At 60.5% G+C, this 17,813-nt stretch carries 17 protein-coding genes; 1 reads left to right on the plus strand and 16 read right to left on the minus strand.

Annotated elements, in window-relative coordinates:
• Positions 1–1,566, plus strand: a 1,566-nt coding sequence (locus VE092_RS21305) for an electron transfer flavoprotein-ubiquinone oxidoreductase (RefSeq protein WP_324879938.1), incomplete at its 5' end; no start/stop codon positions are given.
• A gap of 63 nt (positions 1,567–1,629) precedes the next feature.
• Here VE092_RS21305 and VE092_RS21310 read toward each other — a convergent pair.
• The 16 genes from VE092_RS21310 to VE092_RS21385 all read right to left on the minus strand — a co-directional run bounded on the left by VE092_RS21310 (position 1,630) and on the right by VE092_RS21385 (position 17,726).
• Positions 1,630–2,205, minus strand: coding sequence for an NUDIX domain-containing protein (locus tag VE092_RS21310; protein ID WP_077235639.1), 576 nt, complete (start codon positions 2,203–2,205; stop codon positions 1,630–1,632).
• Between the two features lie 116 nt (positions 2,206–2,321).
• Positions 2,322–2,636, minus strand: coding sequence for a DUF2818 family protein (locus tag VE092_RS21315; RefSeq protein WP_006712953.1), 315 nt, complete (start codon positions 2,634–2,636; stop codon positions 2,322–2,324).
• A 12-nt stretch (positions 2,637–2,648) separates the two neighbouring features.
• The gene (gene nuoN, locus VE092_RS21320) at positions 2,649–4,157 is read right to left on the minus strand and encodes an NADH-quinone oxidoreductase subunit NuoN (RefSeq protein ID WP_324879939.1); all 1,509 of its coding nucleotides are present in this window, start codon (positions 4,155–4,157) and stop codon (positions 2,649–2,651) included.
• A gap of 158 nt (positions 4,158–4,315) precedes the next feature.
• A complete protein-coding gene (locus VE092_RS21325) occupies positions 4,316–5,806 on the minus strand; it encodes an NADH-quinone oxidoreductase subunit M (protein WP_324879940.1) in 1,491 nt (496 codons plus the stop codon).
• Between the two features lie 22 nt (positions 5,807–5,828).
• Complete coding sequence (gene nuoL / locus VE092_RS21330) at positions 5,829–7,919, minus strand: NADH-quinone oxidoreductase subunit L (RefSeq protein ID WP_324879941.1); 2,091 nt, start codon at positions 7,917–7,919, stop codon at positions 5,829–5,831.
• A 115-nt stretch (positions 7,920–8,034) separates the two neighbouring features.
• On the minus strand, positions 8,035–8,343 hold the full coding sequence (nuoK, locus tag VE092_RS21335) for an NADH-quinone oxidoreductase subunit NuoK (RefSeq protein ID WP_006712949.1): 309 nt from the start codon (positions 8,341–8,343) through the stop codon (positions 8,035–8,037).
• Between the two features lie 18 nt (positions 8,344–8,361).
• Positions 8,362–9,021, minus strand: a complete 660-nt coding sequence (locus VE092_RS21340; RefSeq protein WP_324879942.1) for an NADH-quinone oxidoreductase subunit J — start codon at positions 9,019–9,021, stop codon at positions 8,362–8,364.
• Positions 9,022–9,157: 136 nt separating this feature from the next.
• Positions 9,158–9,646 (minus strand): NADH-quinone oxidoreductase subunit NuoI, encoded by a 489-nt coding sequence (gene nuoI, locus VE092_RS21345; RefSeq protein WP_006712947.1) that lies wholly within the window; start codon positions 9,644–9,646, stop codon positions 9,158–9,160.
• Positions 9,647–9,667: 21 nt separating this feature from the next.
• A complete protein-coding gene (gene nuoH / locus VE092_RS21350; protein ID WP_324879943.1) occupies positions 9,668–10,738 on the minus strand; it encodes an NADH-quinone oxidoreductase subunit NuoH in 1,071 nt (356 codons plus the stop codon).
• Positions 10,739–10,740: 2 nt separating this feature from the next.
• Positions 10,741–13,068: an NADH-quinone oxidoreductase subunit NuoG gene (nuoG, locus tag VE092_RS21355; RefSeq protein ID WP_324879944.1), complete on the minus strand. Its 2,328-nt coding sequence runs from the start codon at positions 13,066–13,068 to the stop codon at positions 10,741–10,743.
• 83 nt (positions 13,069–13,151) lie between these two features.
• Complete coding sequence (gene nuoF, locus VE092_RS21360) at positions 13,152–14,447, minus strand: NADH-quinone oxidoreductase subunit NuoF (protein ID WP_324879945.1); 1,296 nt, start codon at positions 14,445–14,447, stop codon at positions 13,152–13,154.
• Positions 14,444–14,935: an NADH-quinone oxidoreductase subunit NuoE gene (gene nuoE / locus VE092_RS21365; protein ID WP_006712943.1), complete on the minus strand. Its 492-nt coding sequence runs from the start codon at positions 14,933–14,935 to the stop codon at positions 14,444–14,446. Before nuoE ends, nuoF begins: the two co-directional genes overlap by 4 nt.
• 92 nt (positions 14,936–15,027) lie before the next feature.
• A complete protein-coding gene (locus VE092_RS21370; protein WP_324879946.1) occupies positions 15,028–16,281 on the minus strand; it encodes an NADH-quinone oxidoreductase subunit D in 1,254 nt (417 codons plus the stop codon).
• A complete protein-coding gene (locus tag VE092_RS21375) occupies positions 16,281–16,877 on the minus strand; it encodes an NADH-quinone oxidoreductase subunit C (RefSeq protein ID WP_039876418.1) in 597 nt (198 codons plus the stop codon). Before VE092_RS21375 ends, VE092_RS21370 begins: the two co-directional genes overlap by 1 nt.
• Positions 16,878–16,886: 9 nt before the next feature.
• Complete coding sequence (locus tag VE092_RS21380) at positions 16,887–17,363, minus strand: NuoB/complex I 20 kDa subunit family protein (RefSeq protein ID WP_006712940.1); 477 nt, start codon at positions 17,361–17,363, stop codon at positions 16,887–16,889.
• A gap of 3 nt (positions 17,364–17,366) precedes the next feature.
• The gene (locus VE092_RS21385; protein ID WP_006712939.1) at positions 17,367–17,726 is read right to left on the minus strand and encodes an NADH-quinone oxidoreductase subunit A; all 360 of its coding nucleotides are present in this window, start codon (positions 17,724–17,726) and stop codon (positions 17,367–17,369) included.
• Positions 17,727–17,813: the final 87 nt, after the last annotated feature.

The raw sequence follows: 17,813 nt of genomic DNA on the forward strand, positions 1-17,813 counted from the left end.
AAGCAACTGGCTACCCAGCAACATCGCGAGGTCTCGGTCTGCGTGCTGGAAAAAGGCAGCGAAGTCGGCGCCCATATCCTCTCAGGCGCCGTGATGGACCCGCGTGCGCTGAGCGAGCTGATCCCTGACTGGAAGGAGCAAGGCGCGCCGCTGAACACTCCGGTGACTGAAGACCGCTTTCTCTTCCTCTCGGCCGACAAGGCCTACAAGACCCCCAACTGGCTGCTGCCCGCCTGCTTCCAGAACCATGGCAACTACGTGATTTCGCTCTCCAACGTCACCCGCTGGCTGGGCCAGCAGGCCGAAGCGCTGGGCGTGGAAATCTTCCCGGGCTTCCCCGCTGCCGAAGTGCTCTACCACGAGGATGGCTCGGTCAAGGGCGTAGCCACCGGCAACATGGGCATCAACAAGGAGGGCGAACCCGGTCCCGAATTCCAGCTGGGCATGGAACTGCACGCCAAATACACCTTCTTCGCCGAAGGTGCGCGCGGCCACCTGGGCAAGCAGTTGATCGCAAAGTACAAGCTGGATGCCGGCCGCGATCCGCAGACCTATGCCATCGGCATCAAGGAACTGTGGGAAGTGAAGCCGGAAGTGCACCAGCCCGGCCTGGTGGTCCACACCGCTGGCTGGCCGCTAGCCAACGACACCTACGGAGGTTCCTTCCTCTATCACCTGGACAACAACCAGGTGGCCGTGGGCTACGTGGTCGGCCTGGCCTACCAGAATCCCTACCTGTCGCCGTTCGAGGAATTCCAGCGCTACAAGACCCATCCGGAAATCCGCAAGTTCTTCGAAGGCGGCAAGCGCCTCTCCTACGGCGCCCGCGCGATCACCGCCGGCGGCGTGCAATCCCTGCCCAAGCTGGTGTTCCCCGGTGGTGCGCTGCTGGGTTGCGATGCCGGCTTCCTCAATGCCTCGCGCATCAAGGGCAGCCATGCGGCGATCAAGAGCGGCATGCTGGCAGCGGATGCGGCATTCAATGCCCTGGGCGAGAATCGCCAGTCCGACGAACTGGCGGCCTACCCGGCGGCCTTCGAGGCATCCTGGCTCAAAGACGAACTGCACAAGGCGCGCAACTTCAAGCCATCAATGAGCAAGGGCCTGGTGACCGGCACCCTGCTGGTGGGCATCGACCAGGTCCTGTTCGGCGGCAAGGCCCCCTGGACCCTGCGTCATACGCATGCCGATCACGAATGCCTGCGACCGGCCTCGGACTTCGCGCCGATCGCCTATCCCAAGCCGGATGGCAAGCTGACCTTCGATCGCCTGTCTTCGGTCTTCATCTCCAATACCAACCATGGTGAAGACCAGCCCGCGCACCTGACGCTCAAGGACAAGGCCGTACCGGTCCAGATCAATCTGGCCAAATACGCCGGCCCGGAGGCGCGCTACTGCCCGGCGGGTGTCTATGAATTCGTCAAGAACGAGGACAATACCGACCGCCTGCAGATCAACGCCCAGAACTGTGTGCACTGCAAGACCTGCGATATCAAGGACCCGACGCAGAACATCGTCTGGGTTACGCCTGAAGGCGGCGGCGGGCCGAACTACTCGGGCATGTAAGCACCCTGCCCCATAAGCACAAAAGCCGCATCCTCGGATGCGGCTTTTTGCATGTTGCCGTCGTCAGACGCCAGCCGGGCGTTGCGGCGGCGTCCAGCTGCCGTTGACGATCTTCTCCAGCCAAAACAGGCCGATGACAGTCTTGACGTCGGTAATCTGGCCGTTGCGCACCTGTTCCAGCAAATCGGCAAGCGGCGCCTTGTAGACATCCAGGAACTCACCCTCATCCAGCTCGCGCTCCCCTTCCTTCAGTCCACGCGCCAGGTAGAGCACCAGGTGTTCGTCAGAATAGGCGATGGCATTGTGAATGGTGCAGACGTACTGCCACTCGGTGGCCGTATAGCCGGTCTCTTCCTTGAGTTCGCGCTTGGCACACTCCAGCGTATCTTCGCCCGGGTCGATCTTCCCCGCCGGCACTTCGATGAAGACGCGATCCAGCGGATAGCGGAACTGGCGCTCCATCAGTACGCTGCCGTCATCGAACAAGGGCAGCACCGTCACGGCGCCGGGATGCTTGATGTATTCGCGTGTGCTTTCCTTGCCATCGGGCAGCACGATGGTGTCCTTCTGAACCTTGAGGAAATGACCTTCGTAGACCCGGCGGCTGTCTTTCTGCGTCTCTTTGAGATGGGCGTCCATGATGTGAGCGTGGTGTGAAAGTGGGGGGATGAAGTGAGGATCGGGTGTGGAACGAGGATGGCGGTCGCCATGGAAAAAAGGCGCCGATCTCGGATCGACGCCTCTTGCTGGCAGGTTCAGGCGTGCTGCTTGCGCAGGTAGCGCATCACGTAACCGGGATAAGCCAATACCAGGAACAGACAACCGGTGATGGCATAGAATTCCCAGCCCTGCGAAAAGACGTTGCCGATACCTGCTTCCAGGAAATGGGCAACGACGCCGACGCCGAAATACAGCACCAGCAGCTCGATCAGCCGCACCCAGACCGGCTTGACCCAGGCGGCGTCGCGCTTGAGCGGGATGAGGCCGAACAATTGCTGGTTGAAGAAAGGCAAATTGGCCGCGAAGGCGGCCAACAGGATCACGATCCAGCTGAACAGGGAAACGTTCATTTCCCTGTTTCCTTACGCCACGACCTTGCTGAGGAAGGTCGCCAGCGTGCTGACGATGGCATTGGTGCAGGCATCCATCAGGTGACCCGGCCACAGGCCGATGGCCAGAGCAGCGATACCGTTCAAGCTCAGCACCACGCGCATTTCCGGTGTGGCGACGATCTTGGCGGTATCGGTCGGCTCATCGAAGTACATGACCTTGACCACACGGATGTAGTAGAAGGCACCGATCAGCGAGAAGATCACGGCCAGCACCGGCAGCCAGATCTGACCGGTGGCCATGGCGGCCTGCAGCACGGACAGCTTGGCATAGAAGCCCACCAGCGGAGGAATACCGGCCAGCGAGAACATCATGATCATCATCACGGCAGCAAACCAGGGACTGCGCTGGTTCAGACCCTTGAAGTCTTCCAGGGTATCGGCCTCGAAACCGGAGCGCGACAGCAGGATGATCACGCCGAACGAACCCAGCGTGGTGATCACATAGGTCACCGCATAGAACAACGACGAGCTGTAGGCGTTCACGGCCGAGAACAGGTTGCCATCGACCACGCCGGACATCATGCCCAACAGCATGAAGCCCATGTGCGAAATGGTCGAGTAGGCCAGCATGCGCTTGATGTTGGTCTGCGCGATGGCGGTGACGTTACCCAGGATGATGGACAGCACGGCCAGCACCATCAGCATCTGTTGCCAGTCCACGGCCAGCGGCAGCATGCCTTCGACCAGCAGACGGAAGGTGATGGCGAAGGTGGCCAGCTTGGGAGCGGCACCCAGCAGCAGGGTCACGGGAGTCGGCGAACCCTGGTAGACGTCCGGCACCCACATGTGGAAGGGAACGGCACCCAGCTTGAAGGCCAGGCCAGCCACCACGAACACGATGCCGAACACCAGCGGAGTACGGTCAACGGTACCGGAGACGATGGCACGGAACACTTCGTTCAATTCCAGCGCGCCACCGGTCGCACCATACAGCATGGACATGCCGTACAGCAGGAAGCCGGAAGCCAGCGCGCCCAGGATGAAATACTTCATACCGGCTTCGGTGGAAGCGGCGTGGTCACGACGCAGGGCCACCAGCGCGTACAGCGACAGCGACATCAGTTCCAGGCCCAGGTAGATGGACAGGAAGCTGTTGCCGGAAATCATGACCATCTGGCCCAGCAGGGCAAACAGCGCCAGGGCATAGTATTCGCCGCCCAGCATGCCACCGGTGATGCCGCGCGCAGTATTGTACTGGCGCGAGTAGATCAGCGTCACACCCACACTCAGGTAGGTGAACAGCTTCAACAGATTGGCCAGCGGATCGGACACGAACATGTTGTTGAACGTGTAGACCGTCGCGCCGCTGTTGAGATCGACAAAGGTCAATACCGCGCACACCACCAGTGCCGCCAGAGACAGCAGATAGGTGATGACGCGCTTGCTTTCCGGCAGGAACATATCGATCAGCAGGATCGCGGAAGTCGCGATCAGCAGAAATATTTCCGGATAGACAGGGATCAGATTCATGTTATTCATTTAGTTACTACCGCTTGTGTTCGCCCGCTTGTGTCGCGACTTCCGGTCGCGCCGCCCGACCGGCAATGTCACACCGGCTCGTCTCGTTACTCGTTGTTGCCCAGCTTTCTGGCTGGCGGGACGCGAGCGCCCCGCCCTTCACATCTTTGTTGCGCAGATCAGTTGATCTTGGAGACCGCCACGTGCTTCAACAGGTCGGTCACCGAAGTCTGGATGCTGTCGGTGATGATGCCGGGATAGATACCCATGACCAGGGTAGCGATGGCCAGCAGACCCAGGATGAAGAACTCGCGGGCATTCACGTCGACCAGCTCGGCCACGTGGTGGTTGGTCACGGCGCCGAAGATGACGCGCTTGGCCAGCCACAGCGAGTAGGCCGCACCCAGGATCAGGGCGGTGGCCGCCAGCAGGCCGATCCAGAAGTTGAACTTCACCGCACCCAGAATCACCATGAATTCGCCGACGAAACCGGAGGTGGCCGGCAGGCCGCAGTTGGCCAGCGAGAACAGGATGAAGAAGAAGGCGAAGCGCGGCATCTTGTTGACCACACCACCGTACTGCGAAATCTCGCGGGTATGCATCTGGTCGTACAGCACGCCGATACACATGAACATGGCGCCGGAGACGAAACCGTGCGAGATCATCTGCACGATGCCGCCCTGCAATGCCATGTCGTTGAACATGAAGAAGCCCAGGGTGACGAAGCCCATGTGGGCGATCGACGAATAGGCGACCAGTTTCTTCATGTCCTGCTGCACCAGCGCCACCAGACCGATGTAGATCACGGCCACCAGCGAGAGGAAGATCATGAAGCCGGACAATGCATGGCTGGCGTCAGGCAGGATCGGCAGCGAGAAGCGCAGGAAACCGTAGGCGCCCAGCTTCAGCATGATGGCCGCCAGCACGATGGAGCCACCGGTCGGCGCCTGCACGTGGGCATCCGGCAACCAGGTGTGCACCGGCCACATCGGCACCTTCACGGCGAAGGCGGCCAGGAAGGCGAAGAACAGGATCTTCTGCTCCAGCATCGACAGCGGCACCTGATGCCAGGTCGGGATCTCGAAGCTGCCACCGGACACGTAGTACAGGTAGATCAGCGCGATCAGCATCAGGAGCGAGCCCAGCAGCGTGTACAGGAACAGCTTGAAGGCTGCATACACGCGGTTGTCACCGCCCCAGACGCCCACGATGATGAACATCGGGATCAGGGTCGCTTCGAAGAAGGCATAGAACAGCATCGCATCCAGCGACGAGAAGACGCCGACCATGATGCCCGAGAGGATCAGGAAGGCACCCATGTACTGGGCGACACGCTTCTGGATCACCACCCAACCAGCCAGCACCACGATGACCGTGATGAAGGCGGTCAGCGGTACGAACCACAGCGAGATGCCGTCCAGCCCGAGGAAGTAGCTGATATTGAAGCGGTCGATCCAGGGCGTCTTTTCGACGAACTGGTAACCGTGCGCCAGCGGATCGAAATGCTGGATCAGAGGGAAAGTAACGACCAGGCCGACCAGCGAACCGAACAGCGCCAGCCAGCGGCTGAGCGCCGGATTGCTGTCGCGGCCCAGTGCCAGGACGAGGATGCCGAAGACGATCGGTACCCAGATCGCAAGGCTCAAGATGGGAAATGTTGACTGCATCATGGTTGTTATTTACTCGGACAGCTTATTTGGCGAACGGGAACGGCATGAACCACACCAGGAAACCCAGCACCCCGATGATCATCACGAATGCATAGTGATAGATGTAACCGGACTGCCAGAGACGCGTGAATTTCGAGAACCAGCCAACAACCTTGGCGCTGCCGTTGACGAACAGGCCGTCGATCAGGCCACGGTCGCCCACGGTGGACAGGCCGCTACCCAGCAGACGGGCACCGCCAGCGAAGACGACTTCGTTGAACTTGTCCATGTAGTACTTGTTGTCCAGGATGGTGTAGATGAGGCTGAACTTTTCCTTGAACCAGGCCGGAACGCGCGGGTTGATCATGTAGCAGTAGTAGGCCACGACCACACCTGCAATGGCCAGCCACAGCGGCGCACTGGTGAAGGCATGCAGCACCATGGCCACCGGACCGTGGTATTCGTGGGCCAGCTCTTCCATGACCTTGTGGTTTTCACCGAAGAAGATCACGCCCTTGAAGAAATCGCCATACAGCATCGGCGAGATCGCGAAGAAACCGACGATGACCGAGGGAATGGCCAGCAGGATCAGCGGCAGGGTCACCACCAGCGGCGACTCGTGCGGCTTCTGTCCAGGAGCCAGACCATGGTGATGTTCATCGTGACCATGATCGTCATGGGCATCATGTGCGTGGTCGTCGTGTACGCCGTGGGCGGCAGCCGGTGCGTGATGCTCGTCATTTGCATGGGCCTGGCCGAAACGTTCCTTGCCATGGAAAACCATGAAGTACATGCGGAACGAGTAGAAGGCGGTCACGAACACGCTGGCCAGCACGGCGAAATAGGCAAAGCCCGAACCCGGCAGGTGCGACTCGGCTGCGGCTTCGATGATCGAATCCTTGGAGTAGAAGCCGGAGAAGAACGGGGTACCGATCAGGGCCAGCGAACCCAAGAGCGAGGTGATCCAGGTGATGGGCATGTACTTGCGCAGGCCGCCCATGTTGCGCATGTCCTGATCGTGGTGCATACCGATGATGACCGAGCCCGCACCCAGGAACAGCAGCGCCTTGAAGAAGGCGTGGGTCATCAGGTGGAACACGGCCACCGAATAGGCCGACGCACCCAGTGCGACCGTCATGTAACCCAGCTGGGACAGCGTGGAGTACGCCACGACGCGCTTGATGTCATTCTGCATGGTGCCCAGGAAGCCCATGAACAGCGCCGTGATGGCACCGATCACGAGGATGAAGGACAGTGCGGTATCGGACAGTTCGAACAGCGGCGACATGCGGGTCACCATGAAGATACCGGCCGTCACCATGGTCGCAGCGTGGATCAGCGCGGAAATCGGGGTCGGACCTTCCATCGAGTCCGGCAGCCAGACGTGCAGCGGGAACTGCGCCGATTTACCCATCGCACCCACGAACAGGCAGATGCAGGCCACGGTCAACAGCATCCAGTCGATACCGGGCAAGGTCAGCGTAGCCAGTTCCGCACGCTTGGCGAAGACTTCAGTGTAGTTCATCGAACCGGCGTAGGCCAGCAGCAGGCCGATACCCAGGATGAAGCCGAAGTCACCCACGCGGTTGACCAGGAAGGCCTTCATGTTGGCCTTGATGGCGGTCGGGCGGGTGTACCAGAAACCGATCAGCAGGTAGGACACCAGACCCACCGCTTCCCAACCGAAGAACAGTTGCAGGAAGTTGTTGCTCATGACCAGCATGAGCATGGAGAAGGTGAACAGCGAGATGTAGGAGAAGAAGCGGTTGTAGCCCTCATCCTCGGCCATGTAGCCGATGGTGTAGATGTGGACCATCAGCGATACGAAGGTCACCACGCACATCATCATCGCGGTCAGGCTGTCGACCATGAAGCCGATCTCCAGCTTCAGACCTGCCACCGTCATCCAGTTGTACAGCGTACCGTTGTAGGTGGCGCCATCCAGCACTGCAAGCAGGGTCTGGATCGAGATGATGGCAGCGATCAGCACGCCAAGGATGGTCACGGTATGCGACACCTTGCGGCCAACCACGTTGCCGAAGAATTTGGTACCCAGCAGACCGGCGATGGCCGAGCCTGCCAGCGGCGCCAGGGGTACAGCAAGAAGAAGATGTGGGTTAAGTTGCCCAGCCATGATGAACCTTATCGCTTATTGGCTGCCCCGCTTGCACCATCTGCTGCAAGGGGGCCTCCCATCTTTAAATGAAATCCAAACCAGAACGCAAAAACAGGATGCTGCGGATGCCGACTCAGCCCTTGAGGCTATCGAGGTCTTCCACGTTGATGGTATCCAGGTTACGGAACAGCACCACCAGAATCGCCAGACCGATCGCGGACTCGGCCGCGGCCACGGTCAGGATGAAGAACACGAAGATCTGTCCGCCCGCGTCACCGAGGTAATGCGAGAAAGCAATGAAGTTCATGTTGACCGCCAGCAGCATCAGTTCGATCGCCATCAGCAGCACGATGATGTTCTTGCGGTTCAGGAAAATACCGACGATCGAGATCGCGAACAGGATCGCGCCGATGATCAGGTAGTGGGAGAGCGTGATTGCCATGATTCTTGTTCGCCCTTCTTAAGATTGTTGACCGGCGGCCGGCTTGTCGGCCACGACGGCGGCATCGGTGGCCGGCGCGTTGCGGGTGGATTCGGCAGGCATGCTGACCAGACGCACGCGGTCCGATGCCTTGACCTTGACCGCCTGGGCCGGGTCGAAGTACTTGCTGTCCTTGCGCTTGCGCAGCGTCAGTGCCACTGCGGCAACGATGGCCACCAGCAGGATGACAGCGGCGATTTCGAAGGCATACACGTATTCGGTGAAGATCAGCTTGCCCAGCGGCTTGGTCTGGCCAATGGTGTCGGCAGCCGCCGGCACCTGCGACTCGGAGACCCAGAAGCTGCGCAGCAGCACCGCAGCCATCTCCAGCACGATGATCACGCCGATGGTAGCGGCCAGGGGGAAGTAACCCCAGAAGCCTTCGCGCAGCTTGTCCAGGTTGATGTCGAGCATCATCACCACGAACAGGAATAGCACCATCACCGCGCCGACGTAGACCAGCACCAGCACGATGGCCAGGAATTCGGCCTTGAGCAGCATCCAGAGACCGGCTGCCGAGAAGAAGGACAGCACCAGGAACAGCGCGGCATGCACCGGGTTGCGGGCCGTGATGACGCGTACGGCGGCAATCACCAGGATCACCGCGAACACGTAGAACAAGACAGTTTTAAATTCCATAATCAACCAGAAGTTGGTTCATTCAATCAGCACGGGGGACCGCAGCTACGGCCATCCCATCGCAATACATCCAACAGATTCCTGCCAGCCTTCCACCACCCTGCCCGGCCGCCCTCAGGTGGCCCGGCAGTACCTATCAACGGTAGGCGGCGTCAGCGGCGCGGGCCGCGGCGATTTCGTTTTCGTAACGGTCGCCCACTGCCAGCAGCATTTCCTTGGTGTAGTACAGGTCGCCCCGCTTTTCACCGTGGTATTCCAGGATGTGCGTTTCAACGATCGAGTCGACCGGGCAAGATTCTTCGCAGAAACCGCAGAAGATGCACTTGGTCAGGTCGATGTCGTAGCGGCTGGTGCGACGGGTACCGTCGGCACGCTGCTCGGATTCGATGGTGATGGCCATCGCCGGGCAGACCGCTTCGCACAGCTTGCAGGCGATGCAGCGTTCTTCACCGTTGGGATAGCGACGCAGTGCGTGCAGACCACGGAAACGCGGCGACATCGGTGTCTTTTCCTCAGGGAATTGCACCGTGATCTTGCGCTTGAACAGGTAGCGACCGGTCAGGGCCAGGCCCTTGAACAGCTCGCGGAGCATCAGGCTGCCGAAAAAATCCTTAATAGCTTCCATTTTTAGCCTCAGCCTTCCAACTTATTTCCAGATATTCCACGGCGACTGAATCCAGATCGCCACGACCACCAGCCACACCAGGGTCAGCGGAATGAACACTTTCCAGCCCAGACGCATGATCTGGTCATAGCGGTAGCGCGGGAACGATGCGCGAATCCACACATACAGCGACAGGAAGAAGAAGGTCTTCAAGCCCAGCCAGATCCAGCCCGGGATGAAGTCCAGCGCCGATACCGGAGCCGACCAGCCACCGAAGAACAGCAATGCGGTCAGGATCGAGATCAGGATCATCGCGGCGTATTCCGCCAGGAAGAACATGGCGAAGGACATGCCCGAGTATTCGATCATGTGACCGGCCACGATTTCGGACTCACCTTCCACCACGTCGAAGGGGTGACGGTTGGTCTCGGCCACGCCGGAGACGAAATAGATCACGAAGATCGGCAGCAGCGGCAGCCAGTTCCAGGACAGGAAGTTCAGACCCATGCTGGCGAAATGACCGGTAGTCTGGCCCATGACGATGTCGGTCATGTTCAGGCTGCCCGAGACCATCAGCACCACCACCAGGCAGAAGCCCATGGAGATTTCGTAGGACACCATCTGTGCCGAGGCGCGCATCGCGCCCAGGAAGGCGTACTTCGAGTTGGAGGCCCAGCCGGCGATGATGATGCCGTAGACTTCCATCGAGGTGATGGCCATCAGGTACAGCAGGCCGGCGTTGACGTTGGCCAGCACGTGCTCGGGCGAGAACGGAACCACGGCCCAGGCGGCCAGCGCCGGCATGATGGTCATCACCGGGGCCAGGTAGAACAGCGCCTTGTTGGCCTTGGACGGGGTCGAGATTTCCTTGAAGATCAGCTTGACGGCGTCAGCGATAGGCTGCAGCAGACCGGCAGGACCGACGCGGTTCGGGCCCAGACGCACGTGCATCCAGCCGATCAGCTTGCGCTCCCAGTAGGTCATGTAGGCCACGCAGACCAGCAGCGGGACCATCACCACCAGGATCTTGACCAGCGTCCACACCAGGGTGAACAGGGTCGGACCCAGGTAGGCCGGGCCTACGGTGTTGATTTGGGCGATCAGGTGATCCATTTTTACGCTTTCTCCACGACGATTGCGCCAAACATGCCGCCCAGTGCAGCGGTGGAGGCGTGCGCAGCAGCGACGCGGACCACGTTTTCCGGCAGTTTCTTATCGATGGCCGCGGTCAGCGCAGCGCTGCCCGAGCCTTGCTTGACCTTGACCTGGTCGCCTTCGGCCACGCCCAGCTTGGCTGCCAGTGCAGCCGACAGCCATGCCTTGGGCGCCTGGCCATCGCGGGTTTCCAGCAGCGGTGCGGAACGACGGGCAACGGCGTCGGCGAAGTAGATGGGCACATCGGCCACGCGTTCCACGGCACCGGTGGCCGCAGCAACTGCCTGCAGCTGCACGGCGGCAGTGTTGTTCAGGCGGGCCGACAGGTCGGTTTCCTTGCCCAGCAGCTCATCGCGGATGGATTCGGAAGTCTCGTAGTCGAAGTTTTCCAGTTCCAGCAGGTTACCCAGCACACGCAGGACCTTCCAGCCCGGACGAGCATCGCCGGCCGGCTTGACGGTACCGTTGAAGCTTTGTGCGCGGCCTTCGGCGTTGACGAAGGTGCCGGAGGTTTCTGTGAACGGAGCGATCGGCAGCAGGACGTCAGCGTAGTCGGCACCATGCTTGAAGGCCGACATGACCACGACCATCTCGGCCTGGCTCAGGGCAGCACGCGCAGCTTGCGGGTCATGGCTGTCCAGTTCCGGCTCGGCGTTCAGCAGCAGGTAGGCCTTGCGCGGCTGTGCGAACACGGCGGCAGCGTTGGCGCCCTTGCCCGGGGTCGGCACGGCGTTGGCCAGGTAACCACCGACGGCGTTGCCGCCTTCGGTCAGCACACCCAGCTTGGCACCGGTCTGTTCAGCGATCCACTGAGCCGCAGCATGCAGTTGAGCAGCTTGCGGATGCTGGACGGCGGCATTGCCCAGGAACACGGCACGGCCTTCGCCCGACAGCAGGCTGGCGGCGGTGGCCTTGGCAGCATCGGAGGCGGTCACGCCGGCATAGGCGGCGGGAGCAGCCACGCCCTTGGCTTCGGCCACGGCCACGGCCACTTCGGCCAGGGCGGACAGCCATGCCGAAGGAGCGGCGATGATCTTGTTGGCCACCGGCATCAGCAGGTCGTCGTCGGTTGCGTGCAGCACGCTGAGCTTGGCACCGCTCTTGACGGACTGGCGCAGGCGGGCCGACAGCAGCGGGTGGTCCTTGCGCAGGAAGGAGCCGATCACGAAGACGCGGTTCAGCTGCGAGAACTCAACGATGGACATGCCCAGCCACGGCTTGATCTGGCCATCCAGAGCGAAGTCGGACTGACGCAGGCGGAAGTCGACGTTGTCCGAACCAACACCGCGCACCACCTTCTGCAGCAGATTCAGTTCTTCCAGGGTGGAGTACGGGGTACCCAACGCGGCGATGGCATCGGCGCCATGTTCATGACGGATGTTGCGCAGGCCGTGGGCGACGTATTCCAGCGCGGTCTGCCAGTCCACTTCCTGCCACTTGCCGTCTTGCTTCAGCATGGGCTTGGTCAGGCGCTCGGCGCTGTCCAGGGACTCATAGGAGAAACGATCCTTGTCGGAGATCCAGCACTCGTTGACTTCTTCGTTTTCGAAGGGCAGCACGCGCATGACCTTGCCATTCTTGACCTGGACGATCAGGTTGGCGCCGACGCTGTCGTGCGGGCTCACCGACTTGCGACGCGACAGTTCCCAGGTGCGGGCGCTGTAGCGGAACGGCTTGGAGGTCAGCGCACCGACCGGGCACAGGTCGATCATGTTGCCCGACAGCTCGGAGTCCACGGTCTTGCCGACGAAGGTGGTGATCTCGGAGTGTTCACCGCGACCCAGCATGCCCAGCTCCATCACGCCGGCCACTTCCTGGCCGAAGCGCACGCAGCGGGTGCAATGGATGCAGCGGTTCATTTCCTTCATGGAGATCAGCGGACCGACGTCCTTGGGCTCCACGACACGCTTTTCTTCCTGGTAGCGCGAGGAAGAACCGCCGTAACCGACGGCCAGATCCTGCAGCTGGCACTCACCGCCCTGGTCGCAGATGGGGCAATCCAGCGGGTGGTTGATCAGGAGGAATTCCATCACGCCCTTCTGGGCCTTGACGGCCTTGTCGCTGGCGGTGCGCACGATCATGCCGTTGTTCACGGGCGTGGCGCAGGCAGGCAGCGGCTTCGGGGCCTTTTCGACCTCGACCAGGCACATGCGGCAGTTGGCCGCGATGGACAGTTTCTTGTGATAGCAGAAGTGAGGGATGTACGTGCCGATCTTGTTGGCAGCGTCCATGACCATGCTGCCTTCCTGCACTTCAACCTTCTTGCCGTCTATTTCGATTTCAACCATGGCTGTTTGCCCAAGCTAAATATTCTTTGCCAACGATACCGGCGGAAGGCTCATCGCATTCCGCCCGGCATCCCCTGCCCTGTTCAGATGTATGCCGGAACCAGGCAGTGTTTGTGCTCGATGTGGTACTCGAACTCTTCGCGGAAATTCTTCACGAACGCGCGTACCGGCATGGCCGCTGCATCACCCAGCGCACAGATGGTGCGCCCCTGGATGTTGTCGGCCACCGAGTTGAGCACGTCCAGATCTTCCATCTTGCCGTGACCGTTCTCGATACGCTCCACCATGCGGTACATCCAGCCGGTGCCTTCGCGGCACGGCGTGCACTGGCCGCAGGATTCTTCGTAGTAGAAGTAGGACAGGCGCAGCAGCGACTTGACCATGCAACGGGTCTCGTCCATCACGATCACCGCGCCCGAACCCAGCATCGAGCCGGCCTTGGCGATGGCGTCGTAGTCCATGGTGGTGTCCATCATGACATCGCCACGGATCACCGGAGCGGACGAGCCGCCAGGAATGACCGCCTTGATCTTCTTGCCGCCGCGCATGCCACCTGCCAGTTCCAGCAGGGTGGAGAACGGCGTGCCCAGCGGGATCTCGTAGTTGCCCGGACGCTCGACGTCGCCCGAGATCGAGAAGATCTTGGTGCCGCCGTTGTTGGGCTTGCCCATCTCGGCGTAGGCCTGCGGGCCTACCTTGAAGATGAAGGGCACGGCCGCGAAGGTCTCGGTGTTGTTGATGGTGGTCGGCTTGCCGTACAGGCCGAAGCTGGCCGGGAACGGCGGCTTGAAGCGCGGCTGGCCCTTCTTGCCTTCCAGCGATTCCAGCAGCGCCGTTTCTTCGCCGCAGATGTAGGCACCATAACCATGGTGCGCATGCAGCTGGAAGCTGAAGCCGGTACCGAGGATGTTGTCGCCCAGGAAGCCGGCGGCGCGCGCCTCTTCCAGAGCAGCCTCGAAGCGCTCGTACTCGGCGAAGATCTCGCCGTGGATGTAGTTATAGCCGACGGTGATACCCATCGCGTAACCGCCGATGATCATGCCTTCGATCAGCGCGTGCGGATTGTAACGAATGATGTCGCGGTCCTTGAAGGTACCCGGCTCGCCTTCATCTGTATTGCAGACGAGGTACTTCTGACCCGGGAACTGACGCGGCATGAAGCTCCACTTCAGGCCGGTCGGGAAACCTGCGCCACCGCGACCACGCAGGCCGGAGGCCTTGAGGTCGGCGATGACTTGTTCGGGCGTGATCTTGTCGTTGAGGATGCGCTTGAGCGAATCATAGCCGCCGCGCTTGACGTAATCCTCGAGGTGCCAGTTCTCGCCATTCAGGTCGGCGAGGATCAGCGGTTTGATGTGGCGGTCGTGCAGGCAGGTCATTTCTTCAGTTCCTCCAGCAGCGCGTCGATCTTTTCGTTGGACATCCAGCTGCACATCTGATGGTTGTTGACCAGCATGACCGGTGCGTCGCCGCAGGCGCCCATGCATTCGCCTTCCATCAGCGTGAACTGGCCGTCAGCCGTGGTTTCACGATAATCGATGCCCAGCTTGTGCTTCAGGTGATGGGCGGCGCGTTCGCCACCCGACAGCAGACACGGCAGGTTGGTGCACACGGTGATCTTGTGCTTGCCCACCGGGCTGGTGTTGAACATGTTGTAGAAGGTCGCAACTTCCTGCACAGCCACGGCGGGCATGCCGATGTAGTCGGCGATTTCCTGCTGCAACTCGGCCGGCAACCAGCCATGTTCCACCTGGGCGATACGCAGCGCGGACATGACCGCAGACTGGCGTTGGTCCGCCGGGTATTTCGCGAGTTCGCGATCGATCTTCTTAAGGGCTTCTTGACTTAACAGCATATCGTTGGCCATCCATGCGCATCATTACTGCGCGGTTATTGGATATTCCCCAAACCTGACGGGCTTCTCATCGAAGCCCGCCTTGACTCTTACTCTCGTTCGACTTACCGGTCGATTTCCCCGAACACGATGTCCTGGGTACCGATGATGGTGACCGCGTCGGCAATCATGTGACCCTTGGCCATTTCGTTGAGGGCCTGCAGGTGGGCAAAGCCCGGCGCGCGGATCTTCAGGCGGTACGGCTTGTTGGCACCGTCCGAGACCAGGTAGACACCGAACTCGCCCTTCGGGTGTTCGACGGCGGCATACGCTTCGCCGGCAGGCACGCGGAAGCCTTCGGTGAACAGCTTGAAGTGGTGGATCAGGTCTTCCATGTTGGACTTCATGTCCGCACGCTTGGGAGGAGCGATCTTGTGGTTGTCGGTGATGACCGGACCCGGGTTGTTGCGCAACCATTCCACGCACTGCTTGATGATGCGATTCGACTGGCGCATTTCGGCCACGCGCACCAGGTAACGATCGTAGCAGTCACCGTTCTTGCCGACGGGGATGTCGAAGTCCAGCAGGTCATAGACCTCGTAGGGCTGCTTCTTGCGCAGATCCCAGGCGATGCCCGAGCCACGCAGCATCGGACCGGAGAAGCCCATCTGCAGGGCACGTTCCGGCGACACCACGCCCACGCCCACCAGACGCTGCTTCCAGATACGGTTATCGGTCAGCAGGGTTTCGTATTCGTCGACGTAGGTCGGGAAACGGTTGGTGAAGTCTTCGATGAAGTCCAGCAGCGAACCCTGACGGTTTTCGTTCAGTTCGCGGATGGCCTTCTCGTTGCGCACGATCGATGCCTTGTACTGCGGCATGCTGTCCGGCAGGTCGCGATAGACGCCACCCGGACGGTAGTAGGCCGCATGCATGCGGGCGCCAGAGACGGCTTCGTAGCAGTCAAATAGGTCTTCGCGTTCGCGGAAGGCATACAGCAGCACGCCCATTGCACCCACGTCCAGCGCGTGCGCGCCGATCCACATCAGGTGGTTCAGCAGGCGGGTGATCTCGTCGAACATCACGCGGATGTATTGCGCGCGCAGCGGCACTTCCAGACCTAGCAGACGCTCGATGGCCAGCACATAACCGTGCTCGTTGCTCATCATCGAGACATAGTCCAGGCGATCCATGTAGGGCACGGACTGCAGGAAGGTCTTCTGCTCGGCCAGCTTTTCGGTGCCACGATGCAGCAGACCGATATGGGGGTCGGCGCGCTGGATGACTTCACCGTCCAGCTCCAGCACCAGACGCAGCACACCGTGCGCGGCCGGGTGCTGGGGACCGAAGTTCAGCGTATAGTTTTTGATCTCTGCCATTATTTGATCCCGTAGTTTTCTTCACGAATGATGCGCGGAGTAATCTCGCGCGGCTCGATCGTCACGGGTTGATAGATGACGCGTTTCTGTTCGGCGTCGTAGCGCATTTCGACATAGCCCGACACCGGGAAGTCCTTGCGGAACGGGTGGCCGATGAAACCATAGTCAGTCAGGATGCGGCGCAGGTCGGGGTGGCCGTCGAACAGGATGCCGTAGAAGTCAAAGGCTTCGCGTTCGTACCAGCCAGCCGAATTCCAGATCGGATCGACCGACGCCACGATGGGCAGGTCGTCATCCGGGGCGAACACGCGCACACGCACACGCCAGTTGTGCGCAATCGACATCAGGTGCGACACCACGGCAAAGCGCGGGCCTTCCCAGGCGCCGTCGCCATAGGTCGAATAGTCCACGCCGCACAGATCGAGCAGCTGCTCGAAGCGGGTGTCGGCATGGTCGCGCAGAACGCGCATGGCCGACAGATAGTCGGCCGCCTTGACCACCACGGTGACTTCACCGAGGGCCACGGTCAGATTCTGAAGATACCCTCCAAGCGCATTACGCAGGGCGGCTTCGAGAGTTTCCAATTTTGTCGTCATACTGCCCTCTTAGCGCGCGATGGTATTGGTGCGCTTGATCTTGTTCTGCAGCTGGATCACGCCATACAGCAGCGCCTCAGCCGTCGGCGGGCAACCCGGAACGTACACGTCCACCGGCACGATGCGATCGCAACCGCGCACCACCGAGTAGGAGTAGTGATAGTAGCCGCCGCCATTGGCACAGGAGCCCATGGAGATGACCCAGCGCGGCTCCGGCATCTGGTCGTAGACCTTGCGCAGCGCCGGCGCCATCTTGTTGCACAGGGTGCCGGCCACGATCATCAGGTCGGACTGGCGCGGCGACGGACGGAACACCGCACCGAAGCGGTCCAGGTCGTAACGCGAAGCACCGACGTGCATCATCTCAACCGCGCAGCAGGCCAGACCGAAGGTCATGGGCCACAGGGATCCGGTACGGGTCCAGTTGATTACCTTATCCAGCGAGGTGGTAACAAACCCCTCATTCAATACGCCTTCAATAGACATGGCTTACTCCCAATCCAGGGCACCCTTTTTCCAGATGTACCAAAATCCGACAACAAATTCAGCGATGAAGACCATCATCGTGACGAAACCTTGCCAGCCCAGCTCACGCATGGACACGCCCCAAGGGAAGAAGAAGGCGGTTTCCAGATCAAACAGGATGAACAGGATGGCGATCAGGTAGTAGCGCACATCGAACTTCATGCGCGCATCTTCGAATGCTTCGAAACCGCATTCGTAAGGAGAAGTTTTTTGAGCGTCCGGCTTGTGCGGACCGAGAAGACGACCGAGGAGCTGGGGAGCGACACCGACACCGATGCCGACAAGAATAAACAGGAGGACTGGGAAGTAATTTTCGAGGTTCACGATTGGCCGCTATGCGTTGGTTTATCGATGGGAATGATTCTCAATATCAATCAGAAACTTCCTCGACAAAAAGCCAGCTCAGGCACT

The sequence above is a fragment of the Herbaspirillum sp. genome (assembly GCF_035644555.1).
GTDB lineage: Bacteria > Pseudomonadota > Gammaproteobacteria > Burkholderiales > Burkholderiaceae_D > Herbaspirillum.